Genomic DNA, 25,751 nt, shown 5'->3' with positions numbered 1-25,751 from the left:
ACATTGATATGAACACCATCCAGGGCCCGGCCATTTTCCTGGCCCAGTTTCTCGGCGATGAAGCACCGTTCGATTCGCTCGAACACCTGGCGCAATGGGCGGCCGGCCTGGGTTACAAGGGCTTGCAGCTGCCCACGGCGCCGCGCTTGTTTGACCTGGAACAAGCGGCCAACAGCCAGCAGTATTGCGACGACGTGGTCGCCTTGCTGGCGCGCCATGGCTTGCAGGTGACGGAATTGTCGACGCACTTGCAGGGCCAGCTGATCGCCGTGCATCCCGCTTACGACGCCCTGTTCGACGGTTTTGCGCCCGAACACGTGCGTGGCGATAGCGCGGCCCGCACGGCCTGGGCCACGCAGCAATTGCTGTGGGCGGCCACCGCTTCGCAACGACTGGGTCTCAAGGCGCACGTGACGTTTTCCGGCGCGCTGGCCTGGCCGTATCTGTACCCGTGGCCGCAGCGCCCGCTGGGACTGGTGGAGACGGCATTCGCGGAACTGGCCAAGCGCTGGCTGCCCATCCTCGATGCGTTTGACGCGGCCGGCGTGGACCTGTGCTATGAGCTGCATCCGGGTGAGGATTTGCATGACGGCGTGACTTTCGAGCGCTTTCTTGCCGCCGTCAACGATCACCCGCGTGCATCGATTTTGTACGACCCCAGTCACTTCGTGTTGCAGCAGCTCGACTATCTCGCCTTTATCGACATTTATCATGCGCGCATCAAGGCCTTCCATGTGAAGGATGCGGAATTCCGGCCCAACGGGCGCCAGGGCGTGTATGGCGGCTATGGCGACTGGCAAGACCGGGCAGGGCGCTTCCGCTCGCTCGGTGACGGGCAGATCGATTTCAAGGCGATCTTTTCCAAGATGGCGCAGTACGACTTCCCCGGCTGGGCCGTGCTGGAATGGGAATGCTGTCTGAAACACCCGGAAGATGGGGCGGCCGAAGGGGCGCGCTTCATCCGCGAACACATCATCCATGTGGCTGAACGCGCTTTCGATGATTTTGCGGGCAGTGCGGTTGACCAGGATCAAATTCATCACTTGCTTGGCTTGAAATAAGGAAAAAACATGCAGCGACGCTTACGGCTGGGCATGGTAGGGGGCGGGCAGGGCGCGTTCATCGGCGCCGTGCACCGCATCGCGGCGCGCATCGACGACCAGTACGAGCTGGTGGCGGGCGCCCTGTCGTCCGACCCGGACCGCGCGCGCGACAGCGGCGCCGCGCTGTACCTGGCGCCCGAACGCTGCTACAGCGACTACCGCGCCATGGCGCAGGCGGAGGCTGCCAGGGCGGACGGTATCGAAGCGGTGGCCATCGTCACGCCCAACCATTTACACGCGCCCGTCGCCATGGCGTTCCTGGAAGCGGGCATCCACGTGATCTGCGACAAACCGCTGGGCATTTCGCTGGCGGAAGGCCAGGCGCTGGCGGCGCTGGCGCAGCAGAAAAATCTGCTGTTTGCGCTCACGCATACCTACAGCGGCTACCCGCTGCTGCGCCATGCGAAAGCCATGGTCGAGGCGGGCGACATCGGCGAGCTGCGCCTCGTGCAGGTCGAGTATTCGCAGGACTGGCTGGCCGACGCCATCGCGGCTGGCGGCATGAGCGAGGGCAACTGGCACAACGACCCGCACAAGGCCGGACCCGGCGGTACCTTGCTCGACGTGGGGCTGCACGCCTATCACCTGGCGCAGTTTGTCAGCGGCTTGACGCCGCACTCCGTGCTGGCGGAATTGTCGACCTTCGTTCCGAATCGCACACTGGACGACCATGTGCAGGTGATGCTGCGCTATGCGAATGGCGCCAGGGGCACCCTGTGGGCCAGCCAGGTGGCGACGGGCTGCGAAAACACGGTGCGATTGCGCCTGTTCGGCAGCAAGGCGCAGCTGGGCTTTGACCAGGAACAACCGAATGCGCTGTGGTTTACGCCGCAGGGCGGCAACCGCCAGCTGCTGCGCCCGGGGCGGGTCGATAGCGCGGCCGCGCGCCACGCCACGCGCGTGCCGGCCGGTCATCCTGAGGGTTATCTGGAAGCATTCGCACAGCTGTATCTGGATGCCGCATTGAGCATTCGCGCCTTGCAGGCAGGGGCACCCATACCGGAGGCGGCGCGCTGGCTGCCTACCGTCAATGATGGCGTGGCGGGCCTGGCCTTTGCCGAAGCCGTGCTGCGCAGCCATGCGGCTGGCGCGCAGTGGACGACCTTGGCTGACTGTTAAACTGGGCGCATGAGCGCACCTTTTACTATCACCATCGTCCCCCAAGGCTGGCAATTCACAGCCGAAGCCGGCACCACCATACTGGCCGCCGCCGAACTGGCCGGCATCCGCCTGCTCAGTTCCTGCCGCAACGGCACTTGCCGCACCTGTATCTGTCACATGCCCGAGGGAAAAGCGCGCTACACGGTGGACTGGCCGGGCATCAGCCCCGATGAACGGCTCGATGGCTACATCCTGCCCTGCGTGGCCGTGGCCGAAAGCGATATTTCCCTGCAGGCGCGGGCCATGCGCACGGGCGCCTGACTTTGAGCCTGTCCCGGTAGATGAATACATCTCCTGCTGGCGCGCCTCGGAAGCGGGGACTGCGTTGCTCGTCGTCGCGTGGCTCGCCACGCGTCCTCCTCACGCCTTGTCCGCGCTCCCGAATACACTGCCAGCAGCAGACGCTCCCTACCGGAATAGGCTCTCACGACGGCTTGCCGCCCTTGAGGCGCTGCAGCAGCGCGTCCACGCTGTCGCTCACGGGCAAGCCGTGGCGACGCAGCAACTGCACGTGCAATACCAGGTTTTCCAGCACCAGCTTGGCCGCCACAGCCAACAGGGCAAGGTTGCGGTCTTCCGGGCTGAAACTTTCCATGGCATCGGCCATCTCGCACAAGTGGTTGGCGATCAGTCCGCGCAATTCCTGCTCGTCGAAAGGCAGATCGGCAAAATCGATGGGATCGGCCACTTCCACTTCCTGCATCAGCACCGCTAGTTCTTCCGGGGTAATCGTCATGCCTGGCCTCCTTGTGTGCTTGCCTCTATTTTAGGCCATGCGCCATTGTATCGTCCGCAAAGCGGACTAGAATGAGTCCAGGCCGATGACGTCGAAGGCAGCATGGCGCACTTGCATTTTACCCAACAATTGGCACGTTTTCTCGACGTCCCCACCGTGGTCGTGGCAGCGCCACGCCTGCGCGCCGCCTTGGATGCCGCATTTGCGCAGCAGCCGCGCCTGCGCGGCTACGTGCTCGACGAGCAGGGGGGGTTGCGCCCGAATGTGGTGATCTTCATCGATGGCGCGCGCTGCCGCGAACGGCGCGTGCTTGACGATGCTTTGCAGCCCGACAGCCAGGTGTATATCTTGCACGCACTTTCAGGAGGTTAATCATGGCACCAGGCATGGCTCAACGCGCGTATCTCGGCACCCGCAAGGGTTTGTTCCAGTTCGATGTCGATGCGGCCGGCGCCTGGCAGCTGGTGCTGGTGCAGTTTGCAGGCGACCCCGTTTCCATGCTGCTGCACGATAGCCGCGACGGCAGCTTGTACGCGGCCCTGAACCTGGGGCACTTCGGCGCCAAGCTGCACCGCCTCGATGTGGGCAGTCGCGCGTGGCAAGAGATCGCCGTGCCCGCCTATCCCGCCAAGCCGGAAGACAGCACCGATACGGTGGACTGGACCTTGCGGCAAATCTGGTCGCTGGCGGCCGGTGGCGCGGACCAGCCCGGTGTGTTGTGGGCGGGCACCCTGCCAGGCGGCCTGTTTCGTTCCAGCGACCGTGGCGATAGCTGGCAACTGGTGGAATCCTTGTGGAACGTGCCGCAGCGGGCGCAGTGGTTTGGCGGTGGCTATGACGTGCCCGGCATCCACAGCATTTGCGTCGATCCGCGCGACAGCAATAAAGTGCTGGTCGGCGTGTCCTGCGGCGGCGTCTGGCAAACGGTCGATGGCGGCGCCAGCTGGGCCTTGAGCGCGACGGGCATGCGCGCCGACTACATGCCGCCCGAGCTCGATGAAAACGAAGCCGTGCAAGACCCGCACCGCATCGTGCGCAGCGCCGGCATGCCGGACGCGCTGTGGTGCCAGCACCATAACGGCATCTAGCGTTCGCGCGATGCGGGCTGGCACTGGCAGGAAGTGAGCACGGCGCCGCTGTCGCATTTCGGTTTTGCCGTGGCCGTGCATCCGCGCGATGGCGACACGGCCTGGTTCGTGCCGGCGCAGGCGGACGTGCTGCGCATTCCGCTGGACGGCGCGCTGGCCGTGACGCGCACGCGCGATGGCGGCAAGACGTTTGAGGTATTGCGCGCGGGATTGCCGCAGCAGCATTGCTACGACCTCGTGTACCGCCATGGGCTGGCGCTGGCCGACGATGGGCGCAGTTTATTGATGGCGTCGACGACGGGTGGCGCCTGGTATTCCGGCGACGAAGGTGAGCATTGGCAGACCATCTCTGCCCACTTGCCGCCCGTTTATGCCGTCTGTTTTGCTACGTCGTAATAGCACAGGAAAATATCGACGGCCAGTTCCGTCACTTCGCGTCGGCGTGCCGGGCCCAGCAGGGGCTCACCCATGGTGATCTGCGGCCAGAAGGCAAAGGTCTTCAGTGGAGACATCAGCAGGTGCGCCACTTCCAGCGTCTCGCCCGCCTTGATGCGCCCATCTTGCTGCGCCGCGCGGATCCAGATATTCAGGCCCGTTTCCTTTTCATTCAGGCGCGCCACCATGGCTTGCGCGCGCTCGGGCGAGTGGATGGTTTCGCCAAAGATCACGCGCGCCAGGTCGATGAAGGCCGCGTCGCACAGCAAGTCCATTTTCTGCTCGACCAGGGCCAGCACTTGCGGGCGCAGCGGCTGGTCGGCGACATAGGGTACGGCAGGCTGGGCCATGCTGCTTTCCCACATGCGCTGCAGGATTTCCGCGAACAACTCGTCCTTGCTGGGGAAATGGTTGTACACGGTGCGCTTGGAAACAGCGGCCGTGGCGGCGATCCTGTCCATGCTGGTCGCGTCAAAACCGTGCTCGCGGAACTCGGCGATGGCGGCATCGACGATGGCGACGCGCTTGCGGTCGGTGAGGCGTTGCGGTGCGGCCATGGCGGGAAATCTCCTTTGAAAACAATATTTTACACCTCTTGGTTTACTTTGCCAGAAATAGGAACTACACTGTGTAGTGTAATTTAATCCTTGTTCATTCTTTACCGGGCCGCCTATGCACTTGCACCGAGTCGCACGTCGTCTCTTCTTTCTGGGAGTCCTGATCATCATGAGTTCTTGCACCTTGCGCGCCGCGCCAGTTTCTTCGCCTGTCCCGTCACCACAACGCCTCGAAGGCAAGTTCCGCAATCCCGTGCAGATGCACAAGCTGGGCACGGCAGCAACGCTCAAGCTGATGTGGACATTCTTCTTTGACAAGCCGGACAGCACAGTGCCTGCCGCTGCCGTGCCCGTGCAAGCCTTGAGCCGGGCGCAGCTGCTGGCCGCACCGGACAACAGCCTGTTTCGCCTCGGCCATTCGACCCTGCTGCTGAAACTGAACAATGAATTCTTCCTCACCGACCCTGTGTTTTCCGAGCGCGCCTCGCCCGTACAGTGGGCGGGGCCGAAGCGCTTTCACCAGCCGCCGATCAGCATCGCGGACTTGCCGCCGATCAAGGCCGTCATCCTGTCGCACGACCATTACGATCACCTCGACCATGCCGCTGTGCTGCAGCTGGCCGCCAAGACCGAACACTTCATTGCGCCGCTGGGCGTGGGTGATACCTTGATTCAATGGGGCGTACCGGCCGCCAAGGTGCAGCAGTTCGACTGGTGGCAGGGCACAACGATTGGCGGCGTAAAACTCGTCGCCACGCCCTCGCAGCATTTCTCGGGACGCGGCTTGTTTGATGGCAATCAAACCCTGTGGGCATCATGGGTGATCGACGCCCCGGACGTGCGCGTGTTTTTCAGCGGAGACTCCGGCTATTTCGACGGTTTCAAGCAGATTGGCGACAAATACGGGCCATTCGACGTGACCATGGTCGAGACGGGCGCCTACGACAAGCTGTGGCCGGACGTGCACATGCAGCCGGAGGAAACCCTGCAAGCCCACCTGGACTTGCGCGGCAAGTGGCTGATGCCCGTGCATAACGGCACCTTTGACCTGGGCTTGCACGCCTGGCATGAACCGTTCGACCGCATTACGGGGCTGGCGGCGAAGCAGGGCGTGAACCTGGCCACGCCGGAGATGGGCGAGGCGGTCGACCTGACGCAGCCGCAGAAGGGTAAAAAATGGTGGCTGGCGATGCTGGAAGAGGAAATGGCCCGGTAAAGCTGGTTCAGGCCGTCACATCGATCAGGCGGCCCAGGGTCTGGCCATAGCTGTTCAGCTGGGGCGTGCTTTTCGGCGCAGCGGGAGCTGCTTGCTGCGGCACGGCCACCTTGATTGCCCGGTCCAGCTGCGGCGCCTTGACGGCGGCCGGGGCGTCGGCCTGGGCTTGCTGGCTGCTGCGCTGTGTCTGGCTTAGCGATTCCTGTTCCCGCGCCAGCGACTGGCGACTTTGCGCCAGCTGTTCACTGTCGCGCTGTACCTGGTTCTGGCCTTGTTCGACGCGCCGTTGCGCCGTGGCCAGCGAAGCTTGCAGATTATTGACGGACGTTAGCGTGACCACATTGTTCACCTTTGAAAGTATGCCCAGGCGTGCGCAGAAGGGGAAAGGTCAGGGCGGGGAGGCCGACATGTCTGCAGGAAATCTTTACCTGAATCAAGAGTAGGACAAATTCTCGCATAGTTCCAGTTAATTATGTTTTCTTGATAATTTTATCGTGCGCGCCTTGTATTGCCAAACTGGCATGCCTGAGCCGGTGCGCTACTTGTCAAAGTGAGTACCCGCTGTCGCTTGAAGCTATTGTTTGTATGCCATCGCCGATGCCACGCTGAGGACGCGGCAAAAATGCTTGTCTTCAAAAGCCACTTTCTAGAGTGTCGATATGTTGTTGTTTTTTCACCATTGCGGCGCACGGTAATGCGCGGCCTGCTTGGCGCTCTGGGCTATAATTGACGGTCAGAGTTGGTTTTTTTTGCCATACAGACAGGTAGTTAACACATGAATCTCAAGAGCCTCGCAATTGCCCTCGGCATGTCGAAAACGACAGTCAGCAGGGCGTTGAACGGCTATCCGGAAGTCAATTCCCGCACCCGTGAAATCGTCCTGGCCGCCGCCAAGAAAGTCGGCTACCGGCCCAACCCGCTGGCGCGCAGCCTGGCCGTCGGCCGTACCAATGTGCTGGGCATGATTTATCCCCTGCTGCCCAGCGACCTGGGCGATAGCGTCTTTCTTTCCGTGGTGAATGGCATGTCGGACGCCGTGGAAGCATCGAAGATGAGTCTCATCATCGCCCCCGTGTCGCCGCAGAATGAACAGCCTTCGTATGAAACCATGGTGCGCGGACGCCAGGTCGATGGCCTGGTGGTGGGCCGCACCAAGGTGGTCGATGAGCGCATAGCGTATTTGACGAAGGTGGGCTTTCCCTTTGTTGCGAATGGCCGCACGCGCATCGATGCGCCATACGCGTACTTTGACTACGACAATGATACGGGCATCGACTTGGCCGTGTCCTTCCTGGCCGCACACGGCCACCAGCGCATCGCCTTGTTGAGTGCGCCGCTGGATTTGCATTTCGCTTACGAGCGCAAGGAAAGCTTTATCCGCTGCATGGCGCAAGCGGGTTTGCAGCTTGATTCCCGCTATCTGCTCGACAATACCTTCGACCGCCGCAGCGGCTACCAGGCCATGCAGCAATTGCTGGCTTGCTCGCCCCGTCCCACGGCCGTTATCGTCGACAACCATTTGTCCGGCGTGGGCGTGGTGCGCGCGCTGATGGATGCGGGCATCGAGATTGGCAAGGAAATCTCCGTCATCGTCTGGGGCAATGTGGAAGACACCTTGATCGGCATCAACGTCACCACCATCGACCAGCCTGACCTGCGCCGCGCCGGCGCCAAGATGGTCGAAATGCTGCAATCCATGCTGGCCGGCACGCCGCCGGAGCGGCTGCAGGAAATCTGGCAACCGGTGCTGTTGCCGGGGGCGACCGTGGGGCGTTGCCCGGACGCATAAAAAAACGCAGAGCCGAGGCTCTGCGTTTTTCATTGCCCTACCGGTCAGCTAGGCCGCGTGTTTCGATCCATCGGCCAGCACAGCCAGCAATCGTGCCTTGTCCTTGCGGTAGGTCGCGACGGCGGCTTCCTTGACGTGGCCGAAGCCGCGGATTTTCTCCGGCAGCGATGCCAGTTCCACGCAGGTGCCGAGATTTTCCGCTGTCAGGTTCACCAGCAGGCCGGCCAGCAGTTCGCGGTACTCGACGATCAGGGCGCGCTCCATCTTGCGCTCGTTTGTATAACCGAAGATGTCGAAGCTGCCGCCGCGCAAGCCCTTGGCTTTCGCCAGCAGCTTGAAGGCGCGCCACATCCAGGAACCGAACTCCGCTTTTACTAAATGCCCTTTCGCATCTTTCTTCGCGAACAGCGGCGGCGCCAGGTTGAATTTCACGGAGAAATTTCCCTCGAATTGCTGCTGCAGCTGTTCCACGAAACGGCCATCCGTGTACAGGCGCGCCACTTCGTACTCGTCCTTGTAGGCCAGCAATTTGAAGTAGTTCTTGGCCACGGCCGTCGACAGCTTCTGGCCCAGTCCCAGGGTGTTTTCCCGGTCGCGCACCTGTTTGACCAGGGTCAGATAACCGTCCGCATACGCGGCGCTCTGGTAGGCGGTGAGGAACTCCACGCGCTTCTTGATGACGCTATCGAGGCTTTGCGGCATTTGCACGATGATCGCTTGCGACGGCGTGGCGATCTGCGTGACACGGCGCACGTCGACGGCGGCGCGGCGGCCCCACAGGAAACTTTTCTTGTTCGATTCGATGCCCACGCCGTTCAGTTCGATGGCGCGCAGCAGCGCCGCTTCGGTCAAGGGAATGCGGCCTTTTTGCCAGGCGTAGCCGAGCATGAACAGGTTGGCGGCGATCGAGTCACCCATCAGCGCGGTAGCCAGTTTTGTGGCGTCGATGAAGTCGGCCGCTTCCGCGCCGCCCACGGATTCCTCGATCAGCTGGCGCACTTCCGCCGTTGGATATTGCCAGTCGGCATTTTGCGCAAACGTGCCCGGCGGCTGCTCGTGCAGGTTGACCACGGCCAGGCTGCGGCCCGGACGCATTTTCGACACGGCATCCTGCGCGCCGGCCGTCAGCATGTCGCAGCCTAAAATCAGATCCGCTTCGCCCGTGGCGATGCGCTGGGCGCGGATATGCGCCGGGGACTTGGCGATTTTCACGTGCGAAGTGACGGAACCGTTCTTTTGCGACATGCCCGTCATGTCCAGCACGGAGGCGCCCTTGCCTTCCAAATGGGCCGCCATGCCCATCAGCGCGCCCACGGTGATGACGCCCGTGCCGCCGATGCCATTGATGAGGATGTTATACGGCGCGTCGCAGGCTGGCAGGACGGGTTCCGGCAGCGGGCCGAAGTTGTCCGTCTCGCCTGGCTTGCTGGCGCCTGTTTTTGTCTTTTTCAGGGTGCCGCCCTCGACGGTGACGAAGCTGGGACAAAAGCCCTTGGCGCACGAGTAATCCTTGTTGCATGAGGATTGGTCGATGGTGCGCTTGCGGCCAAATTCCGTCTCTTTCGGCAGGATCGACACGCAGTTCGACTGCACGCCGCAGTCGCCGCAGCCTTCGCAGACGGCGTCGTTGATGACCATGCGTTTGGCAATGTCCGGATACTCGCCTTTCTTCCGGCGCCGGCGTTTTTCGGCCGCGCAGGTCTGGTCGTAGATCAGCACGGACACGCCTTGCACCTCGCGCAATTCGCGCTGCACGGCATCCATGTCCTTGCGGTCGTGCAAGGTCACGTGGGCGGGCAGGTTGCTGCGGTCGCTGTAGCGCGATAAATCTTCCGTGACCAGGGCGATGCGGGCGATGCCTTCGGCCGCCACTTGCTGCGCCATCATGGGCACGGTGATCAAGCCGTCCACGGGCTGGCCGCCCGTCATGGCGACGGCGTCGTTGTAGAGAATCTTGTAGGTGATGTTCACCTTGGCGGCCTGCGAGGCGCGGATGGCCAGGTAGCCGGAATGGAAATACGTGCCGTCGCCCAGGTTCTGGAACACGTGCGGCAGTGTGGAAAACGCGGCTTGGCCGATCCACGGCGCGCCTTCGCCGCCCATGTGCGTGGTCAGCTTGTTCATTTCCGGGTAGATCGACGTGGCCATCACGTGGCAGCCGATGCCGGCCAGCGCCAGGCTGCCCTCCGGCACCTTGGTCGAGGTGTTGTGCGGGCAGCCGGAGCAGTAGAACGCGGGGCGGAACGGCGTGTTCACGGCCTTTTTCAGGACCGCATCCTTGGCGTCGAGGAAACTCAGGCGTGCCTTGATCAGGTCGCAGGTGACAGGGTCGGAAATCAGGCGCGCAATGCGGCTGGCGATGACACGTGCCACTTGCGAGACGGAAAAGTCCGCCTTGGAAGTCAGCAGCCATTCGCCGCGCGGCGCCACCCATTCGCCTTTTTCGTCGAACTTGCCGATGACACGCGGACGCACGTCGTCGCGCCAGTTGTACAGCTGTTCCTTGAGCTGGTATTCGACGATTTGCCGCTTCTCTTCGACCACGAGGATTTCATCGAGACCTTGCGCAAACTCACGCACGCTGTCCGGCTCCAGCGGCCACGGCATGGCCACCTTGAACAGGCGCATGCCGACGTCGGCCGCCATCTGCTCGTCGATGCCCAGCTCTTCCAGCGCCTCCAATACATCCAGGTAGGACTTGCCGGAAGCGATGATGCCCAGCTTGGCGTTCTGGCTGTCGATGGTGGTGTGGTTGAGCTTGTTTTCGCGCGCGTAGGCCAGGGCCGCATAGATCTTGTAGTCCTGCATCAGCGCTTCCTGGTTGCGCGCCTGCTGGCCCAGCGGAATGCTCGACAGGCGCGCGTTCAGGCCGCCTTCGGGCATGACGAAATCCTGTGGAATCTTGACTTCCACGCGGAACGGGTCGGCATCGATGGAGGCCGACGATTCGACCGTGTCGGCCAAGGCCTTGAAGGCCACCGTGCAGCCGGAAAAGCGCGACATGGCCCAGCCGTGGATGCCCAGATCCAGGTATTCCTGCACATTGCATGGATACAAGACGGGGATCATCGAGGCCGAGAACAGATGGTCGGACTGGTGCGGCAGGGTTGAGGAATACGCGCCATGGTCGTCGCCGGCCACCAGCAGCACGCCGCCCAGTTTCGCCGTGCCAGCATGGTTCATGTGCTTGAAGACATCGCCGCAGCGGTCCACGCCCGGGCCCTTGCCATACCACATGGCGAACACGCCGTCGTACTTGGCCGGGCCGATCAGGTCCACCTGCTGCGAACCCCAGACGGCCGTGGCGGCCAAGTCTTCGTTGACGCCAGGCACGAATTGCACGTGGTGCGCTTCCAGCTGCTTCTTGGCTTTCCACAGGTTTTCGTCCAGGCCGCCCAGGGGCGAACCGCGGTAGCCGGAAATGAAGCCGGCCGTATTCAATCCGGCAGCCTGGTCGCGCAGGCGCTGCATCATGGGCAGGCGCACGAGGGCCTGGATGCCGGACAGGAAGATGGCGCCGGAAGTGGCCGTGTATTTGTCGTCGAGGCTGACGGTGGTCAAACGGGAAGTGTCGGGGGGTGTAGATGGCGCGGCACCGGCGTTTCTAGCGAACGCTGCGGGGCCGTTTTCCGTGGTCACGGACATGGCTGTCTCCAAAAGGGTGTTTCAGATAGCGGCTGTACAAGGGGCGTGCCCGGTAAGGCGCGCACTGTGCAGACGGGATGGCCGCGTGTGGGCGGCACCTAACTATTTTAAATTTAAAATAGTTAATGTGGTCAGTGTAGAACGAGTCAGTAGCGTGGGCAAATACGCTTTGACGATGGGGGTATAAGAAATACTTATGCCATGGGCGAGAGCACGTGCGCCCCCACCCAGCGTCCGCTGCCGCACAGCTCGGCGGCCACTTGCAGCACGAGGTTTTTGACGGCGTTGCCTGCATTTGTCAGGGGAATGTTCTTCGACGCGCACAGGGCCACCGTGCGCGACAGCACGGGGCTGTGGATGGCGTAGCTGCGCATGGCGCCGCTGTCCAGTTCGGCCAGCAGGGGCGCGGCCGGCAGAATGGTGGCGCCCATGCCGGCCAGGATGGCCGATTTCAGGATGGCGATCGAGTTGATCTCGATCACGTTTGCCGTCTCAAGGCCCACTTCGCGGGCGCGGCTGTCGATGCGCGGACGCACGCCATGCTGCAGGCCCGGCAGGATCAGGGTGGCGCTCAATGCCTGCGGGAACGACAGCGCCAGGCCTGGCGGGGCGAATGGCGAATCGCTGCGGCAGATAAAACGCATCTCTTCTTCCACCAGCGGGCTGCAGGCAAACGGCGTGAGCTGGCCATCGTCGAACAGCACGGCCAGGTTGATGCGGCCCGATTTCAATTGTTCGTTCAGGTTCCCCGTGATTTCTTCCGTCAGCTGCAGGGTGATTTCGGGGTAGCGTTCGCGCGCGGCCAGCAGCAAGGGCAGGGCTAGCGCGCCGGAGATGCTGTGCGGCAAGCCGAGGGTGACATTGCCGGATGGCCGCGCGGCGCTTTGCGTGACGGCCGAGCGGGCGTCGGCCACCTGTTTCAGGATCGCCTGCGCGTGTTCGTAAAATACCTTGCCAGCGTCCGTGCTGAGCACGCCCTGGGCCGAGCGGTGTAGCAGCTGCACCCCCAATTCCTCTTCCAGCTGGCGCAGCTGCTGCGTCAGGGCCGGCTGCGCCACATGCAGGATCAGGGCTGCGCGCGACAGGGAACCGTGGTCGACGATGGCAACAAAGTAGCGTAATTGGCGCAGTTCCATGGGTCCCAGACGCGGTGCGGTGATCGGAAAATACAGGGTGTTGCGCCGCAGCGCCGAACGCGGCCAGCAGAATAACAATTTTGTTATACTCATTCTAGCGCCTTCGGTGCTCCAGACGTGTATTTGTGGGATGACAGCATGCTCAAGAAAGTTGATTCGTCTCAATTAAAAGTGGGCATGTACATCCACGACCTCAGCTGCGACTGGATGACGCATCCATTCGTGCGCAACCGTTTCCTGTTGCGCAGCGACGATGAAATCCGCAAGATCGTGCAAGCCGGCATCCACGACGTGGTGATCGACAGCGGCAAGGGCCTCGACGTGCAGGATGCGCCCACCGTGGCCCAGGCGCGGGCCGAGACGGAACGCGAGCTGGTGCAGATAGCCACCCCGCCGCAGGTCGTCACGCGCGTGTCGCTGGGCATGGAACTGGCGCGCGCCACGCAAGTGCGGCGGCAGGCGGCTAGCCTGGTGCGCACGGTGATGGCCGATGTGCGCCTGGGCAAGGCCGTCGAGATCGACCGCGTGCAGCACACGGTGCAAGATATTACCGAATCGATCCTGCGCAATCCCGGCGCCCTCGTCGGCTTGTTGCGCATCAAGAGCAAGGACGATTACACCTTCTTGCATTCCGTCAGCGTGTGTGCGCTGCTGGTGGCGTTCTGCCGCTCGCGGGGCATTGATGGGGCCACCACGCACCAGGCCGGCCTGGGCGGCTTGCTGCATGACACGGGCAAGGCGATGGTGCCCGACAGCGTGCTGAACAAACCCGGCCCCCTGACGCCGGAAGAATTTGCCCTGATCAAGCGCCATCCTCGCGATGGCTACGACATCCTGTGCCGTTCGCCCGAGCTGGGCGCCATTCCCCTCGACATCGCCTTGCACCACCATGAGCGGCGCGACGGCAGCGGCTACCCGGACCAGCTGGCCGGTGACGCCATCAGCGAGCTGGCGCAGATGGCTGCCATCGTCGACGTGTATGACGCGCTGACGTCCGACCGCAGCTATCACAAGGGCATCGCTGCCGCCGAAGCCTTGCGCAAGATCTATGAATGGAGCAAATTCCACTTCAACCCCGTGTTTGCGCAGGATTTCATGCGCTGCGTGGGCATCTATCCGGTTGGCACCATGGTGATGCTGGAATCGGGCCGCCTGGCCGTCGTCATCGAGGCGCACGAGAGCAACCTGCTGGCGCCGAAGGTGAATGTGTTTTTCAGTACGAAGAGCAATGCCTACATCAAGCCCGAGACAGTCGACCTGTCGCGCGGTTTAGGCTTCGGCGGCGGCGACAAGATCGTCGGCCATGAGTCGGCTGCCAAGTGGCAAGTCGATCCCATGCGCTTTCTTTCCCTGGCGGATGCCTAGAAAAACTCCGCCGTATCGTTCGAGGCAATGGTAGTGAGCAAACCCTTGGCGACCAGCTCGTCATAGTGGCAAGCCAGGTTGCGGCCATGGCTTTTCGCGTAGTACAGGGCCTGGTCGGCGCGGCCGAGGATGATGACGGGCGCCTCGTAGGCGTTGATGCTGACGAAACCCACGCTGACGGTGACTCTGCCCACTTGCGGGAAGTCGTGTGCTTCGACATTGGTGCGGAAGCGGTCGATGATTCTCTGCGCATTTTCCAGGGTGATCGAGCGCAGCAGCACGACGAATTCCTCGCCGCCGAAGCGGAAGATGCGGTCTTGCGAGCGGAACGACGATTGCAGCTGGTTGGCGATCAGGATCAGCACTTCATCGCCATACAGGTGGCCGAACTTATCGTTGACCAGTTTGAAATGATCGACGTCGATCACGGCCAGCCATTGCCGTTCCGTGTCCGTATGGTGGCGCCGTTCTTCATCGACGGGACGCGGCTTCTCCGCTTCCGGTTCGCCGCGGCTTTGCAGGATTTTCGCCAGCTGGTCGTCGAAGGTCTTGCGATTTAACAAGCCGGTGAGCGAATCGCGTTCGCTGTAGTCGAGCAGGTTCTGGAAATTGCGGTACACGCTGACGATGCCGCCAATCACCTGGATGGTGGCGCCCGTATAGGGCGTGGGGTTGGTGATTTCCAGGCAGGTGGTGACCTGGTCGCCGATCCAGATGGGTAGCCACAGCAGGTGCCGGCCATCGGCGCACAGGGTATCTGCGCTCGCTTCATGGCGCGCGATGCAGGCGGCCAGCGCCGGATAGTCCGACAGCGGTTCGCCCGGCAGCGACGGGTCGGGATTGTCTTCCATGCGGGCCACGCTGCCGGCCACGATGATGGCCCGCGACCGCACGAACACCTGGCCACGCACGGTGGTCAGTGCCAGCACACGGGTCTGCGACGCGGAAGCGAGTTCCTGAACCGCCGAGATCACGGAGATGTCGAGCATCGTGTGGTCGCGGTGCCCGGTCATGTCCACCATGTGTTTCAGTAGGGAATCCATTGTCGTTCTCTGGAAAGTAGTCACACAAGTGTCGTCATACCAGCATTGCATCAAGCAAGAGCATGTTCGCGTCCGTCTACAAGAAGCCAAGAATTATTTGGTGGCATGACGCTCTTTACCGCAGGGCGAGAGGCCTTTCCAAAGAAGAACTAAGCAGGATAAAGTCTTTTTGCCTAATAGGCAATTAACGTATGCAATATTTCATGTAAATACATGAGATTCACGCACTACGTTGCAAAAAATTTGCCTTGATGAAGGCTTTCAATCCTGATCGCAACATTTGTTTGCGCCAGCCATCATTTCAACAAGCTTTGATAATTTCCATGTGGAAACTTGTGGCGCGTCAATTTGCCAAATCGTGGACGCTTTATAGTCAATGCAATGGCGCAGAAATTTACGGCAGGAAACATATTAGCAGGAATGGGCAATGTTTCACACCCGCTTGCGCCAGGGACTTGTGATTCACTTTTGGGAGCTAGTCATGCATACCTTCCTGTCGGCAGTACAGCAGTTTATCAAGGATGAGGATGGCATTACGGCAATCGAATACGGCTTGATTGCGGCCGTGATGGCTACCGCCATCACGGCCGGTTTCTTGCTGATCAAGACCAACCTGCTGGCCGTCCTCACCGACATTTCGTCGAACCTGGTGTTGACGCCCTAAGCGGGTGCCCGCCGCTGGCCGGCCGGTGGCGGGTTTTTTTTCAGGAGGTGTGCCATGCCTGCAGCCGCCTTGTGCGACCTGCTGTTGTTGTGTTTTGTGACGGGGGCCGCCGTCAGTGATCTGATCCGCCGCAAGATACCCAATGGTTTGGTGCTATCGGGCATCCTCGCCGCGCTGGCCTTGCACCTGTGGCTGTGGCCGCAAAACGTGCCGTCGTTGTGGCTGGGCGGCATGGCGACGGGCTTCTTCCTGTTCCTGCCTTTATACGTGCATCGCGGCATGGCCGCCGGTGACGTCAAGCTGATCGCCATGGTGGGTGCTTTTGCCGGTCCGTGGCCCGTGCTGCTGATCTGTTTCGCCACCTTTGTGCTGGGCGGCCTGATGGCCGTGCTGATGATTACCTACCAGGGCAAGTGGCGCGTTTGCCTGGGCAATCTGCGCCAGCTGCTGTGGCCGGTAATCGCGCGCATGGCCGGCATTCCCCTGGCGCCTGCAGCGCTGGATAGCGGCGCCAGCGTGGGCAACATGCCTTACGGACTGGCCATTGCCCTGGGCTGCCTGGTGGTGCAGGGGCGCCATTATTTCTGATTGTCATTCATTGCTCTGAATCAATGGGCGACGGTCCCCGCTGGCTAGAATGAATTCTGTTCAATGCAGTCTTAACCGGCTTGGAGGCACAGGATGACCGAGGTCGACTATTCCATGAGCGGCGAGCGTGCGCCGCGCCACACCGACGCGAACCTGATGCCGCCCTTGCCGCCGCAGCCGAAGAGTTTGCGCGAAACGGGCCTGGAGCGGCCGCTGGTGGTTGAACTGATCGCTAAGCTGATGTTTGTGAGCGGCAAGACGCACCTGTCCGCAATGACGACGCGCTTGCGCCTGTCGATCAATGTCTTGCGGGAAGTGCTCGAATTCATGGTGGCCGAGCAGATGGCCGAAGTGGCCTGGCGCGGCGAATCCGAGATCGACGTGCAATACCAGTTGACGGGTGCCGGCAAGCAGCGCGCCAGCGCCTTCCTCGAGCGCTGCGCATATATCGGCGCCGCCCCCGTCACCCTGGAAGCGTACCGCGCCATGGTGGCGCGCCAGTCGTGGCTGGCGCAGGAACAGCGCGTCGGCAGCGATGACCTGGCGGCCGTGCTGGGCAGCGCCCATGCGGGGCCGGGCATGCTCGACGTGGTGGGTGCGGCCCTGCATTCGGGGCGCTCGCTGCTGCTGTACGGTCCGCCCGGCAGCGGCAAGTCGACCCTGGCGCTGCAGCTGGGACAATTGCTGCACGGGCTGGTGGCCGTGCCGTACGCCATTGTTGTCGGCCAGGACATCATCGAGCTGTACGATCCGGCGCAGCACCTGCCGCCCGCGCCACAGCAGGCCAGCCATGCGCGCCAGGCGCTGGAGCGGCGCAGCACCGACATCCGCTGGGTGCTGTGCCAGCGTCCCGTGATCCACATGGGCGCCGAGCTCGACGCCTGCATGCTGGCGCTGCGCCATGACGCCAGCGGCGGCTGCTACCAGGCGCCGCCCCATGTGCGGGCCAACAACGGCATGCTGATCATCGACGACCTGGGCCGCCAGCGCCTGGGCGCGCAAGAGCTGCTGAGGTGGCTGATGCAGCCACTGGCACGGGGCAGCGATCAGCTGGGCCTGCCCGGCGGCGTGCAGATCAGCATGCCCTTCGACAACGCCCTGGTGCTGGCCACGAATGTGCCGCCGGGCGAGCTGTTTGACGCCGCCTTGCTGCGCCGCATCGGCTACAAGGTGCAGGTGGGGCCGCTGGCCGAGAGCGCCTATCGCGCCCTGTTCCGCCAGCGATGCCGCCTGGCCGGCATGGCCATCGACGAGCGGGCCCTGAACCACCTGCTGCAGCTGCATGGCGCGCAGGGACGGCCCTTGCTGGCCAGCTATCCTGGTGAATTGCTGGCGCGCATAGGCGACTTTGCCGGCTTTGCCGGCTGCGAAGCGCGCCTGACGGTGGCCGCCCTGGAACAGGCCTGGAGCAGCCTGTTTGCCAGCTGCGACATGCCGGCCGCCAGCCTGTGCGAGCGTATCGCATGAAAAACCGGCGCGCCCTCTTGATGATGGGTCTGGCTGTGGTGCTGGGCCTGCTGGCCGTGCTGCTGGCCTCGCACTGGCTGCTGCGCCAGACGCCGGCCGGCAAGGGCAAGATCGTCGTGGCCGCCAGCGATGTCAACCTGGGCCAGCGTCTGACGCCCGAGATGCTGCGCCTGGCCGAGTGGCCTGCGGAAAGTTTGCCGCAGGGCGCGTTGCAAGACCCGGCAAAACTGGCGGGACGGGTGCTGAAAACCAGCGTGTTGCGCGGCGAACCGCTGAGCGAAGTCAAGCTGGCACCCGTGGGCACCCTGGGCGGCCTGTCGGCGCTGATCACGGAAGGGCGGCGCGCCATCACCGTGCGCGTCAACGACGTGATCGGCGTGGCCGGCTTCGCCTTGCCGGGCAACTATGTCGACATCATCGTGAGCACACAGCAGGATGCCGGCGACCGGGCCTTTCCGCAAAGCCACAATATTTCCAAGATCGTCCTCGAACGCATCCTGGTGCTGGCCGTGGCGCAGGAAGTGGGGCGCGACGAGACCAAGCCGCGTGTGGTCAATGCGGTGACCCTGGAAGTGACGCCGGAACAGGCGGAAAACCTGGACCTGGCGCGCAGCGTGGGCAGCCTGTCGCTGGTGTTGCGCAATCAGGTCGACCCGCAGCCGGGCGTGACGGCGGGCGCCACCAAGCTGACTCTGCTGGGAGGAGCGTACGAAGCCGAGCCCGCGCCTGTCGCCGCCCCCTCGCTTGCCTTGGCGCCGCGCCCTGTGCGCGTGGCGAAGGCTCTGTTGCCGCCACCGCGCCAGTGCAGCGGCGTCATCGACGGGACGCGCCAGTCGCGCGAATGTTTTTAGCCAACCATGGACACGCTCATGAACCGCGCCCTGCTGACACTGTGCTGCCTGCTGTCGCCGCTTGCCGGTGCGGCGGCCGATCCTGGCCCGCGCTGCGGCGGGGAAGCGGCTACACCCGGCAACTTGCAGCTACAGGTGGGCAAGTCGAGCATGCTGCGCCTGCCCGAGGCAGTGCTGGCCCGCAGCGTCGGCAATCCGGCCGTGCTGCAAGCCATGCTGGTGGCGCCCGACACGTTGTATGTGGTGGGTGTCGACGTTGGCAGCACGAATATGATCATCCAGGGACGCAGCGGCGTGTGCAGCGTGGTGAACGTCAGCGTCAGCATGGACCCGTCCGGCTTGCAATCGACGCTGGCGGCACTCATGCCGGAAGAAAAAGCCATCCGCGTGACGGCCGTGGCCGACACCCTGGTGCTGTCGGGTACGGTGCAGGATGCGGGCGCCGTGCTGCGCGCCGTCGAGCTGGCGCACGCCTATGTGCGCCGCGCCACTGCTCCCTTGACGCTGCCCAAGCCCGCCGATGGCGCTGCCGTGCCTGTGGCGGCCACGGCGCCCGCTGGCGGCGCGAACAGCCGCGTCATCAATATGCTCGACGTCAGCGCTCCGCAGCAAGTGATGCTGGCCGTGCAGATCGCCGAAGTGTCGAAGTCGCTGCTGGAGCGCCTGGAAGTGGGCGCCACCTTGCGCTTCGCTTCCGGCAGCTGGGCCACCACTTTGCTGTCGAATTTCTTGAGCGGCACGGCCAACGGCTTGCTCGACGTGCGCAAATCGAATGGCCAGCAGCTGACCATCGAGGCGCAGAAACAGAATGGCCTGGTGCGCATCCTGGCCGAGCCGACGGTGATGGCGATCAGCGGGCAAGAGGGCAGTTTTCTGGCCGGCGGCAAGATTTTCATTCCCGTCGGCCAGGACAACAACAAGATTACCCTGGAAGAGCGCGAGTATGGCGTCGGCCTGCGTTTTACTCCCACCGTGCTGTCGGGCGGGCGCATCAATCTGAAGGTGGCGCCGGAAGTGTCGGAACTGTCGCGCGAAGGAGTGGGCATTTCCGCCGCCGGCGTCAGCGGGCGCTCGATCCTGCCCGTCATCACCACGCGGCGCGCCTCGACCACGGTGCAGCTGTACGACGGCCAGAGCTACGCCATCGGCGGCTTGATCAAGAACAACCAGGTGAGCAACATCACGGGCGTGCCCTGGCTCAGCGAAGTGCCTATCCTCGGTGCGCTGTTTCGCAGCACGGATTTCCAGCATGACCGCACGGAATTGCTGTTCGTCATTACCGCGCACCTGGTGAAACCCTTGCCGGCCGGTGCCGTGCTGCCGACGGCGCAACTGGCGCCCCCTTCGCGCACGGACTTGATGTTGGGCGGCAAGATGGAAGGGACGCTGGCGCCGCCGTCCTTGCCGCCGCCTTTGCCGGCACTGCGCGCAGCCAACGGTTTCGAGTTGAAATGAGATGGGGAGACATGCCATGCCGAACTCGCTTTTGATGTCGCTGCGGCGCCTGGCGTCGCTGCTGCTGGCACTGCAGCTGGCCGCCTGCGCGCACGGCAGCACGCCGCAGCTGGACCGGCGCTTCGGCGACGCCGTGCGCCTGGCCATGGCGCAGCAGGTGCGCGATCCCGCCAGCGCCGACAATCGCACGCCGGCCGATGGCCTTGATGGCCCCAGCGCGCACGCCGTCATGCAGCGCTACCGCGCCTCGTTTGCCGAATCGAACGGCCAGGCGCCGCAGCCGGTGCAATTCATGCTGGGAGGCGGCAATGGCAAATAGACGCCAGCGCCAGCGCGGGGCGATGCTGATCGCCTTTTCCATCCTGCTCATTGTGGTGCTGGGCTTTATCGGCCTGGCGCTCGATGTGGGGCAGGTCATCGGCCGCAAGACGGAACTGCAGAACCTGGCCGACAACGCGGCGATGGTGGCGGCGGCCGAACTGGTGGGCACGCCAGAGGGTCTGGCTGCGGCCGTGACGAAAGCCAAGCACAGTGCGGCTGACAGGAGCGTATGGCGGCGCCGCATGGAGGGCGCGATCCTGTCGGATGCCAGCATTCGTTTCGCCAGCGCGCCCGACGCGCCCGCCAGCGAGTGGCATGCGGCGGGCGCCGTGCCCGATCCTGCCACGGCGCTGTTCGTGCGCGTCGATACGCAGGCCAATGACCCGTCGCTGGGGCGGGTAGCGACGGCGTTCCTGGGCGCCTGGTCGCCGGCGCTGCGCACCTTGGAAACGGGCGCGCGCGCCGTGGCGGGGCGGACCAGCCTGCACCTGACGCCGCTGGCCATCTGCGCCCTGTCGGGCAGTGCCGCCAGCGCGCGCACGAATGCGGCCCTGCTGCCGGCCGTCGAGCTGCTGGAATATGGCTTTCGGCGTGGCGTGGCGTATAACCTGTTGAAGCTTAATCCGCATGGCCCGACGGCCGAACATTTCGTGCTCAATCCGCTGGGCCGGCCGGGCGTGGTGGGACCATCGTTGCAGGTCAGCGAATTGAGCGTGTTGCCGTTTGTCTGCGGCGGCAGCGTGCTGTATCCGCGCATCGGGAACGCCCGGGTACATGTGCACCGGCCCTTTCCCGCCGCGCTGTGGCCGGCCTTCAATGCGCGCTTCAACCAGCATGCGGGCAGCGGCTGCCATCCTGTCACGGCGCCGCCCGACACGAACATCCGCGCGTATCCGAATACGGCGGCGAACTGGTGGATGACGAATACGCCCGATGCGCCCAGCGCGCTGAGCATCGGCAACCCGCTGCTGTCGGTGGCCGATCCGGAATCGAACGCGACGCCGCCCGCCATCGGCAGTTACGGGCCGCTGTGGTCGTTTTCCAGGGCGGCCAGGTACAGCAACCCGAAGCCAGCCGGCGGCTATGTGCCGTTTGCCACCAGCGACTGGCCCAAGCTGTATCCCGCTGCCCCGGCCGCCCCGGCTGCCAAGTCCGGCTACCCCATCGACAGGTCACCCTACCTGACACTGGCTTACCAGACGGCGCCGGCCGGCAACACGGGTGTGGCGCAGCGGCGTTTGCTGCACATTGCGCTGCTGGCTTGCCCCTTGCCGGCCGGCAGTGACGTGCTGGCCCAGGTGCGCGGTATCGGCCGCTTCTTCATGACGGCGCCGGCCAGCAATGGCGTGCTGAGCGCCGAATTTGCCGGCCTGGCGAACGAGGGATCGCTGATCGGCCCGGCGGAGCTGCTGCAATGACGCCGCGCCGCCGCGCGCCACGTCGCCAAGGCGGTGTCGCCGCCATCGAGCTGGCGCTGATCCTGCTGTTTTTCATGGGACTGCTGCCCTTCGTGCTGCTGTTCGGCCGCGCGCTGCTGGTGTACACGGCCTTGCAAAAAAGCGTGCATGACGCGGCGCGCTACATGGCGACCATGCCGCTGCCGCAGATGGGCAGCATCGGCACGGCAACCCAGGGAGTCGCGTTTTCCCGTCAGATGGTGGTCGATGCGATGGCGGAAAGCTGGCCGCACATGGAGGCCGCCCGGGTCAGCGTGGACTGCGTGTATGTCGACGAGTCCTTTAGCTGCGGTAGCTACCCGACGGCGCCGCTGCAGGTACGCATCAAGGTGACCGTGGACATGCCGGTCGATTTCCTGCCTGAGCTGACGCGCAAGTGGCTGCCGCAGCTGGCGCCGATACCGTTGCGTGCCAATGCGACATTGCGTTATGTCAATTAAGCTGCGCTCCTGCCGACAGCGCCAGGGCGGCGTCTTCGCCGTCGAATTCGCCATGCTGGCGCTGCTCTTCTTCCTCTTCCTGTTTGCGATGCTGGAAGTGGCGCGCGCCGTGTACGTGTGGAACATGGTGCATGAGATCACCCGGCGCGCGGCGCGCGCTGCCGCCGTCACCGATTTCAGCAATGCCGGCGCGCTGCAGGCCGTGCGCACGCAAGCCGTGCTGCGCACCACGCCGGGCGCGCTGCCGCTGGGTGGCGGCATCAGCGATGCGTATGTGCACATCGATTATTTGTCGGAGAGCAGTGGCGGCGCCGCGCTGGCGGCAGTGCCGGTGACGGTGATGCCAGGCTGTCCGCAACGTAACCGCATCAATTGCCTGGACGATCCTCATGGCCCCAGCTGCATCCGCTTCGTGCGCGCGCGCCTGTGCGTGCCGGGCGATGGCGCGCGCTGCGAGAGGGTGCCGTACCGGCCCGTCCTGCCCCTGCTGGGGATGATGTTGCCCTCCGGCGCTGGGGCCGTGCGTTTGCCCAGCGGGACCACCATGGCGGTGGCCGGGGCCCTGGGCCATTCGGACAACCCGAATTTCTGTCCCTGAGCGCCGCCAGACGTTGGCAGCCGACTGTATTGATCTGAAAGAAGCGAGGAAGTGCGATGAAAGCCTTGATGATTAGCCGTGACGCCAGCTTGCACGATGAAATCGCCGCGCAAGGCGCGGCCCGCATGCCGGTGCTGCGTCTGCTGGAGCGGCGCAGCGGCCTGCGCGACGCCGTCGAGCGCATGCTGCCCGAAGCGCCCGAGCTGGTGATCGTCGACGCCAGCGGCATCGACGCCGAGGAAGCCGATCTGCTCGAGCGCCTGGCGCGCCAGTATCCGCTGGCCGTGCTGATGCTGCTCACGCGTGGCCAGCAGCAGGATGTGCTGATCCGCGCCATGCGCGCCGGCATGCGCGAGGTGCTGCAGCTGCCACTGGTGCACAAGGCCTTTCACGAGGCGATGGACAGGGTCGACATCCAGGCCGGCGTGACGCAGATGCGCGACGGCAAGGTGCTGGCCTTCATCTCGTGCAAGGGTGGCAGCGGCGCCACCTTTTTGTCGACGAATTTTTCCTACGCGCTGGCCAGCCTGGCCGGCTGCAAGGTGCTGCTGATCGATCTGCACGGCCAGTTCGGCGACGCCACTTTGTACGTGTCGGACCAGAAACCGGCCATGACGCTGTCCGATATCTGCGCCCAGATCGCGCGCATGGATGGCGCCTTTCTTGCCTCGTGCCTGGTGCACGTGACGCCGAACTTCGGCGTGCTGGCGGCGGCCGACGATCCCGCGCACAAAGTCGACATGCAGCCCGAGCACATGGACCGCATCCTGGCCGTGGCGCGCCAGCATTACGATTATATCGTGCTCGACGTGGGGCGCCAGATCGATGCGCTGTCGCTGCGCGCGCTCGACAACGCCGACGCCATTTATCCGGTGCTGCAACTGGCCTTGCCCGACATCCGCGACGGGCGCCGCCTGCTCGACATCTTCCGCTCGCTCGGCTATCCGGGCGAGCGCTTGCGCCTGATCGTCAACCGCTATGAAAAGGGCGGGCGCCTGCGCCTGGTGGACCTGGAGCAGGCGCTGGGCGCGGAAGTGGTGCATACGGTGCCCAACGATTACATCGCCGCCACGGATTCCGTCAACCAGGGCATCCCGCTGCTGCAACTGTCGCGCGCCAGCGCCGTCGCGCGCAGCCTGGCCGAGCTGGTAGAGCTGGTGACGGCGCGCCGCGTGACGGAAAGCCGCGGCCTGTTCGACCGTTTGTTCAGCCGCAGCGAGGCCTAGGACACGGAGATATGTCAAGGCTCCCGCCGGGGGACATCATGGGAGCCGAGATGACTTTACGCGAACGCCTGGCGGCGAATGAAACGGTGCGCCCCGTCAGCAACGGGCAAGGGGCGCTGGCGTTGCACGCCTACCAGGAACTGAAGAAGAGCATGCACCAGACGATACTCGACCGTATCGACCTGGAACGGTTAAAGCGCCTGACGGCGGAGCAGTTCAAGCACGAGCTGGCGCTGCTGGTGCAGCGCGTGATCGAGGAAGAGCGCATCGTGCTGAATCAGCATGAGCGGCATAGCCTGGTGCTCGACATACAGCACGAGATGCTGGGCTTTGGCCCGCTCGAACCCTTGCTGGCCGACGCCAGCGTGTCCGACATACTGGTCAATACCTGCGACAAGGTGTATGTCGAGCGGGGCGGGCGACTGCAACTGACGGACGTGACCTTCCACGACAATGCGCACCTGATGAAGATCATCGAAAAGATCGTTTCGCGCGTGGGACGGCGCGTCGATGAATCGAGTCCGATGGTCGATGCGCGCCTGCCGGACGGCTCCCGGGTCAACGCCATCATTCCGCCGCTGGCCGTCGATGGCCCGATATTGTCGATCCGGCGCTTTGCCGTGCAGCCTTTGAGCATCGCCAACCTGCTCGACTACAAGAGCCTGACGCCGCCCATGGTGCAGGTGCTGCAGGCGCTGGGCCAGGCCAAGGTCAATATCCTGATCTCGGGCGGTACGGGCAGCGGCAAGACGACCCTGCTCAACGTGCTGTCCGGCTTCATTCCCGGCAGCGAGCGCATCGTCACCATCGAAGATGCGGCCGAACTGGCGCTGCGCCAGCCGCACGTGGTGCGCCTGGAAACGCGCCCGCCGAACATCGAGGGCAAGGGCGAAGTGAGCCAGCGCGCGCTGGTACGCAACGCGCTGCGCATGCGCCCCGACCGCATCATCCTGGGCGAGGTGCGCGGCGCGGAGGCGCTCGACATGCTGCAGGCGATGAACACGGGCCATGAGGGTTCGCTGGCGACCATCCACTCGAACACGGCGCGCGATGCGCTGGCGCGGCTGGAAAACATGGTCGGCATGGCCAACGTGAATCTGACGCCGCGCGCCACGCGCCAGCAGATCTGCTCGGCCGTGACGGTGGTGATGCAAGTGTCGCGCCTGACGGATGGCGCGCGCAAGCTGGTCAGCCTGCAGGAAGTGACGGGCATGGAAGGCGACATCATCGCCATGCATGAAATCTTCCGCTTCGAGCAGACGGGCGTGGACGTCGGTGGCAAGGTGCAGGGCCACTTCTGCGCCACCGGCGTGCGACCCCATTTCACGGAACGCCTGCGCATGTTTGGCGCACCGGTGCCCGATAGTGTCTTCGACCCGGATCGCATCTACGAATAAGGGAGGGCGCATC

At 63.8% G+C, this 25,751-nt stretch carries 24 protein-coding genes and 1 pseudogene; 19 read left to right on the top strand and 6 right to left on the bottom strand.

Features of this window, described 5'->3' with window-relative positions; translation table 11 throughout:
• The first annotated feature begins 8 nt into the window (after window positions 1-8).
• The 3 genes from ACQ4WZ_RS21780 to ACQ4WZ_RS21770 are packed head-to-tail and all read left to right on the top strand — an operon-like array spanning window position 9 to window position 2,525.
• A complete protein-coding gene (locus tag ACQ4WZ_RS21780; RefSeq protein WP_133988898.1) occupies window positions 9-1,061 on the top strand; it encodes a sugar phosphate isomerase/epimerase family protein in 1,053 nt (350 codons plus the stop codon).
• Window positions 1,062-1,070: 9 nt separating this feature from the next.
• Window positions 1,071-2,222 (top strand): Gfo/Idh/MocA family protein, encoded by a 1,152-nt coding sequence (locus tag ACQ4WZ_RS21775; RefSeq protein ID WP_436574513.1) that lies wholly within the window; start codon window positions 1,071-1,073, stop codon window positions 2,220-2,222.
• 9 nt (window positions 2,223-2,231) lie between these two features.
• Complete coding sequence (locus ACQ4WZ_RS21770; RefSeq protein ID WP_436574512.1) at window positions 2,232-2,525, top strand: 2Fe-2S iron-sulfur cluster-binding protein; 294 nt, start codon at window positions 2,232-2,234, stop codon at window positions 2,523-2,525.
• Window positions 2,526-2,688: 163 nt separating this feature from the next.
• On the opposite strand, the gene ACQ4WZ_RS21765 is transcribed toward ACQ4WZ_RS21770, so the two are convergent.
• Window positions 2,689-3,000, bottom strand: a complete 312-nt coding sequence (locus ACQ4WZ_RS21765; RefSeq protein WP_070258491.1) for a hypothetical protein — start codon at window positions 2,998-3,000, stop codon at window positions 2,689-2,691.
• Window positions 3,001-3,102: 102 nt separating this feature from the next.
• On the opposite strand from ACQ4WZ_RS21765, the gene ACQ4WZ_RS21760 reads away from it, so the two are divergent.
• Together ACQ4WZ_RS21760 and ACQ4WZ_RS21755 are read left to right on the top strand one after the other, a co-directional pair.
• Entirely contained in the window at window positions 3,103-3,372 is a 270-nt protein-coding gene (locus tag ACQ4WZ_RS21760) for a MoaD/ThiS family protein (protein WP_436574511.1), read from the top strand.
• Between the two features lie 14 nt (window positions 3,373-3,386).
• Window positions 3,387-4,484, top strand: a pseudogene (locus tag ACQ4WZ_RS21755) (WD40/YVTN/BNR-like repeat-containing protein).
• On the opposite strand, the gene ACQ4WZ_RS21750 reads toward ACQ4WZ_RS21755, so the two are convergent.
• On the bottom strand, window positions 4,457-5,080 hold the full coding sequence (locus tag ACQ4WZ_RS21750; RefSeq protein WP_436574510.1) for a TetR/AcrR family transcriptional regulator: 624 nt from the start codon (window positions 5,078-5,080) through the stop codon (window positions 4,457-4,459). The pseudogene ACQ4WZ_RS21755 and the gene ACQ4WZ_RS21750 overlap by 28 nt on opposite strands.
• Before the next feature lie 169 nt (window positions 5,081-5,249).
• Here ACQ4WZ_RS21750 and ACQ4WZ_RS21745 point away from each other — a divergent pair, with 169 nt between their 5' ends.
• Window positions 5,250-6,296 carry an MBL fold metallo-hydrolase gene (locus ACQ4WZ_RS21745; RefSeq protein WP_133988894.1) on the top strand — a complete coding sequence of 349 codons (1,047 nt, stop codon included), beginning with the start codon at window positions 5,250-5,252 and terminating at the stop codon, window positions 6,294-6,296.
• A gap of 7 nt (window positions 6,297-6,303) precedes the next feature.
• Here ACQ4WZ_RS21745 and ACQ4WZ_RS21740 read toward each other — a convergent pair whose 3' ends face one another.
• On the bottom strand, window positions 6,304-6,636 hold the full coding sequence (locus tag ACQ4WZ_RS21740; RefSeq protein ID WP_133988893.1) for a hypothetical protein: 333 nt from the start codon (window positions 6,634-6,636) through the stop codon (window positions 6,304-6,306).
• 435 nt (window positions 6,637-7,071) lie between these two features.
• Here ACQ4WZ_RS21740 and ACQ4WZ_RS21735 point away from each other — a divergent pair, with 435 nt between their 5' ends.
• Complete coding sequence (locus tag ACQ4WZ_RS21735) at window positions 7,072-8,085, top strand: substrate-binding domain-containing protein (protein ID WP_133988892.1); 1,014 nt, start codon at window positions 7,072-7,074, stop codon at window positions 8,083-8,085.
• 48 nt (window positions 8,086-8,133) lie between these two features.
• Here ACQ4WZ_RS21735 and ACQ4WZ_RS21730 read toward each other — a convergent pair whose 3' ends face one another.
• Together ACQ4WZ_RS21730 and ACQ4WZ_RS21725 are read right to left on the bottom strand one after the other, a co-directional pair.
• Complete coding sequence (locus ACQ4WZ_RS21730) at window positions 8,134-11,730, bottom strand: indolepyruvate ferredoxin oxidoreductase family protein (RefSeq protein WP_436574509.1); 3,597 nt, start codon at window positions 11,728-11,730, stop codon at window positions 8,134-8,136.
• Window positions 11,731-11,924: 194 nt separating this feature from the next.
• A complete protein-coding gene (locus tag ACQ4WZ_RS21725) occupies window positions 11,925-12,866 on the bottom strand; it encodes a LysR substrate-binding domain-containing protein (RefSeq protein WP_436574612.1) in 942 nt (313 codons plus the stop codon).
• A 138-nt stretch (window positions 12,867-13,004) separates the two neighbouring features.
• Between ACQ4WZ_RS21725 and ACQ4WZ_RS21720 the strand changes: the two genes are divergently transcribed.
• On the top strand, window positions 13,005-14,231 hold the full coding sequence (locus ACQ4WZ_RS21720; RefSeq protein ID WP_101483481.1) for an HD-GYP domain-containing protein: 1,227 nt from the start codon (window positions 13,005-13,007) through the stop codon (window positions 14,229-14,231).
• On the opposite strand, the gene ACQ4WZ_RS21715 is transcribed toward ACQ4WZ_RS21720, so the two are convergent.
• On the bottom strand, window positions 14,228-15,274 hold the full coding sequence (locus ACQ4WZ_RS21715; RefSeq protein WP_101483482.1) for a GGDEF domain-containing protein: 1,047 nt from the start codon (window positions 15,272-15,274) through the stop codon (window positions 14,228-14,230). The genes ACQ4WZ_RS21720 and ACQ4WZ_RS21715 overlap by 4 nt on opposite strands.
• A 481-nt stretch (window positions 15,275-15,755) precedes the next feature.
• On the opposite strand from ACQ4WZ_RS21715, the gene ACQ4WZ_RS21710 reads away from it, so the two are divergent.
• The 11 genes from ACQ4WZ_RS21710 to ACQ4WZ_RS21660 all read left to right on the top strand — a co-directional run bounded on the left by ACQ4WZ_RS21710 (window position 15,756) and on the right by ACQ4WZ_RS21660 (window position 25,738).
• A complete protein-coding gene (locus tag ACQ4WZ_RS21710) occupies window positions 15,756-15,938 on the top strand; it encodes a Flp family type IVb pilin (protein WP_101484809.1) in 183 nt (60 codons plus the stop codon).
• A gap of 54 nt (window positions 15,939-15,992) precedes the next feature.
• Entirely contained in the window at window positions 15,993-16,526 is a 534-nt protein-coding gene (locus ACQ4WZ_RS21705) for an A24 family peptidase (RefSeq protein WP_101483483.1), read from the top strand.
• Between the two features lie 93 nt (window positions 16,527-16,619).
• Window positions 16,620-17,993 carry an ATP-binding protein gene (locus ACQ4WZ_RS21700; RefSeq protein WP_436574508.1) on the top strand — a complete coding sequence of 458 codons (1,374 nt, stop codon included), beginning with the start codon at window positions 16,620-16,622 and terminating at the stop codon, window positions 17,991-17,993.
• Window positions 17,990-18,844, top strand: a complete 855-nt coding sequence (gene cpaB / locus ACQ4WZ_RS21695; protein WP_133988889.1) for a Flp pilus assembly protein CpaB — start codon at window positions 17,990-17,992, stop codon at window positions 18,842-18,844. The genes ACQ4WZ_RS21700 and cpaB overlap by 4 nt, the downstream gene beginning before the upstream one ends.
• 18 nt (window positions 18,845-18,862) lie before the next feature.
• Window positions 18,863-20,299 carry a type II and III secretion system protein family protein gene (locus ACQ4WZ_RS21690; RefSeq protein WP_133988888.1) on the top strand — a complete coding sequence of 479 codons (1,437 nt, stop codon included), beginning with the start codon at window positions 18,863-18,865 and terminating at the stop codon, window positions 20,297-20,299.
• Between the two features lie 16 nt (window positions 20,300-20,315).
• The gene (locus ACQ4WZ_RS21685; RefSeq protein ID WP_436574507.1) at window positions 20,316-20,618 is read left to right on the top strand and encodes a hypothetical protein; all 303 of its coding nucleotides are present in this window, start codon (window positions 20,316-20,318) and stop codon (window positions 20,616-20,618) included.
• Window positions 20,608-22,038 (top strand): pilus assembly protein TadG-related protein, encoded by a 1,431-nt coding sequence (locus ACQ4WZ_RS21680; RefSeq protein WP_436574506.1) that lies wholly within the window; start codon window positions 20,608-20,610, stop codon window positions 22,036-22,038. Before ACQ4WZ_RS21685 ends, ACQ4WZ_RS21680 begins: the two co-directional genes overlap by 11 nt.
• Window positions 22,035-22,517, top strand: a complete 483-nt coding sequence (locus tag ACQ4WZ_RS21675; RefSeq protein ID WP_133988886.1) for a TadE/TadG family type IV pilus assembly protein — start codon at window positions 22,035-22,037, stop codon at window positions 22,515-22,517. The genes ACQ4WZ_RS21680 and ACQ4WZ_RS21675 overlap by 4 nt, the downstream gene beginning before the upstream one ends.
• The gene (locus ACQ4WZ_RS21670) at window positions 22,507-23,115 is read left to right on the top strand and encodes a TadE/TadG family type IV pilus assembly protein (protein ID WP_436574505.1); all 609 of its coding nucleotides are present in this window, start codon (window positions 22,507-22,509) and stop codon (window positions 23,113-23,115) included. The genes ACQ4WZ_RS21675 and ACQ4WZ_RS21670 overlap by 11 nt, the downstream gene beginning before the upstream one ends.
• A gap of 56 nt (window positions 23,116-23,171) precedes the next feature.
• The gene (locus ACQ4WZ_RS21665; RefSeq protein ID WP_101483490.1) at window positions 23,172-24,341 is read left to right on the top strand and encodes a CpaE/TadZ family protein; all 1,170 of its coding nucleotides are present in this window, start codon (window positions 23,172-23,174) and stop codon (window positions 24,339-24,341) included.
• A gap of 50 nt (window positions 24,342-24,391) precedes the next feature.
• Complete coding sequence (locus tag ACQ4WZ_RS21660) at window positions 24,392-25,738, top strand: TadA family conjugal transfer-associated ATPase (protein ID WP_436574504.1); 1,347 nt, start codon at window positions 24,392-24,394, stop codon at window positions 25,736-25,738.
• The last annotated feature ends 13 nt before the right edge of the window (window positions 25,739-25,751 follow it).

Origin of the sequence: Janthinobacterium darwini (assembly GCF_051380905.1) — a bacterium.
Lineage (GTDB): Bacteria > Pseudomonadota > Gammaproteobacteria > Burkholderiales > Burkholderiaceae_D > Janthinobacterium.
Note: the sequence above shows the minus strand (reverse complement) of the source record. Positions and strands in the feature narration are given on the sequence as shown.

Coding starts and splice junctions, on each gene's coding strand:
- ACQ4WZ_RS21780 (WP_133988898.1), top strand. CDS start 9: ATGAACACCATCCAGGGCCCGGCCATTTTCCTGGCCCAGTTTCTCGGC.
- ACQ4WZ_RS21775 (WP_436574513.1), top strand. CDS start 1,071: ATGCAGCGACGCTTACGGCTGGGCATGGTAGGGGGCGGGCAGGGCGCG.
- ACQ4WZ_RS21770 (WP_436574512.1), top strand. CDS start 2,232: ATGAGCGCACCTTTTACTATCACCATCGTCCCCCAAGGCTGGCAATTC.
- ACQ4WZ_RS21765 (WP_070258491.1), bottom strand. CDS start 3,000: ATGACGATTACCCCGGAAGAACTAGCGGTGCTGATGCAGGAAGTGGAA.
- ACQ4WZ_RS21760 (WP_436574511.1), top strand. CDS start 3,103: ATGGCGCACTTGCATTTTACCCAACAATTGGCACGTTTTCTCGACGTC.
- ACQ4WZ_RS21750 (WP_436574510.1), bottom strand. CDS start 5,080: ATGGCCGCACCGCAACGCCTCACCGACCGCAAGCGCGTCGCCATCGTC.
- ACQ4WZ_RS21745 (WP_133988894.1), top strand. CDS start 5,250: ATGAGTTCTTGCACCTTGCGCGCCGCGCCAGTTTCTTCGCCTGTCCCG.
- ACQ4WZ_RS21735 (WP_133988892.1), top strand. CDS start 7,072: ATGAATCTCAAGAGCCTCGCAATTGCCCTCGGCATGTCGAAAACGACA.
- ACQ4WZ_RS21730 (WP_436574509.1), bottom strand. CDS start 11,730: ATGTCCGTGACCACGGAAAACGGCCCCGCAGCGTTCGCTAGAAACGCC.
- ACQ4WZ_RS21725 (WP_436574612.1), bottom strand. CDS start 12,866: ATGGAACTGCGCCAATTACGCTACTTTGTTGCCATCGTCGACCACGGT.
- ACQ4WZ_RS21720 (WP_101483481.1), top strand. CDS start 13,005: ATGCTCAAGAAAGTTGATTCGTCTCAATTAAAAGTGGGCATGTACATC.
- ACQ4WZ_RS21715 (WP_101483482.1), bottom strand. CDS start 15,274: ATGGATTCCCTACTGAAACACATGGTGGACATGACCGGGCACCGCGAC.
- ACQ4WZ_RS21710 (WP_101484809.1), top strand. CDS start 15,756: ATGCATACCTTCCTGTCGGCAGTACAGCAGTTTATCAAGGATGAGGAT.
- ACQ4WZ_RS21705 (WP_101483483.1), top strand. CDS start 15,993: ATGCCTGCAGCCGCCTTGTGCGACCTGCTGTTGTTGTGTTTTGTGACG.
- ACQ4WZ_RS21700 (WP_436574508.1), top strand. CDS start 16,620: ATGACCGAGGTCGACTATTCCATGAGCGGCGAGCGTGCGCCGCGCCAC.
- cpaB (WP_133988889.1), top strand. CDS start 17,990: ATGAAAAACCGGCGCGCCCTCTTGATGATGGGTCTGGCTGTGGTGCTG.
- ACQ4WZ_RS21690 (WP_133988888.1), top strand. CDS start 18,863: ATGAACCGCGCCCTGCTGACACTGTGCTGCCTGCTGTCGCCGCTTGCC.
- ACQ4WZ_RS21685 (WP_436574507.1), top strand. CDS start 20,316: ATGCCGAACTCGCTTTTGATGTCGCTGCGGCGCCTGGCGTCGCTGCTG.
- ACQ4WZ_RS21680 (WP_436574506.1), top strand. CDS start 20,608: ATGGCAAATAGACGCCAGCGCCAGCGCGGGGCGATGCTGATCGCCTTT.
- ACQ4WZ_RS21675 (WP_133988886.1), top strand. CDS start 22,035: ATGACGCCGCGCCGCCGCGCGCCACGTCGCCAAGGCGGTGTCGCCGCC.
- ACQ4WZ_RS21670 (WP_436574505.1), top strand. CDS start 22,507: ATGTCAATTAAGCTGCGCTCCTGCCGACAGCGCCAGGGCGGCGTCTTC.
- ACQ4WZ_RS21665 (WP_101483490.1), top strand. CDS start 23,172: ATGAAAGCCTTGATGATTAGCCGTGACGCCAGCTTGCACGATGAAATC.
- ACQ4WZ_RS21660 (WP_436574504.1), top strand. CDS start 24,392: ATGACTTTACGCGAACGCCTGGCGGCGAATGAAACGGTGCGCCCCGTC.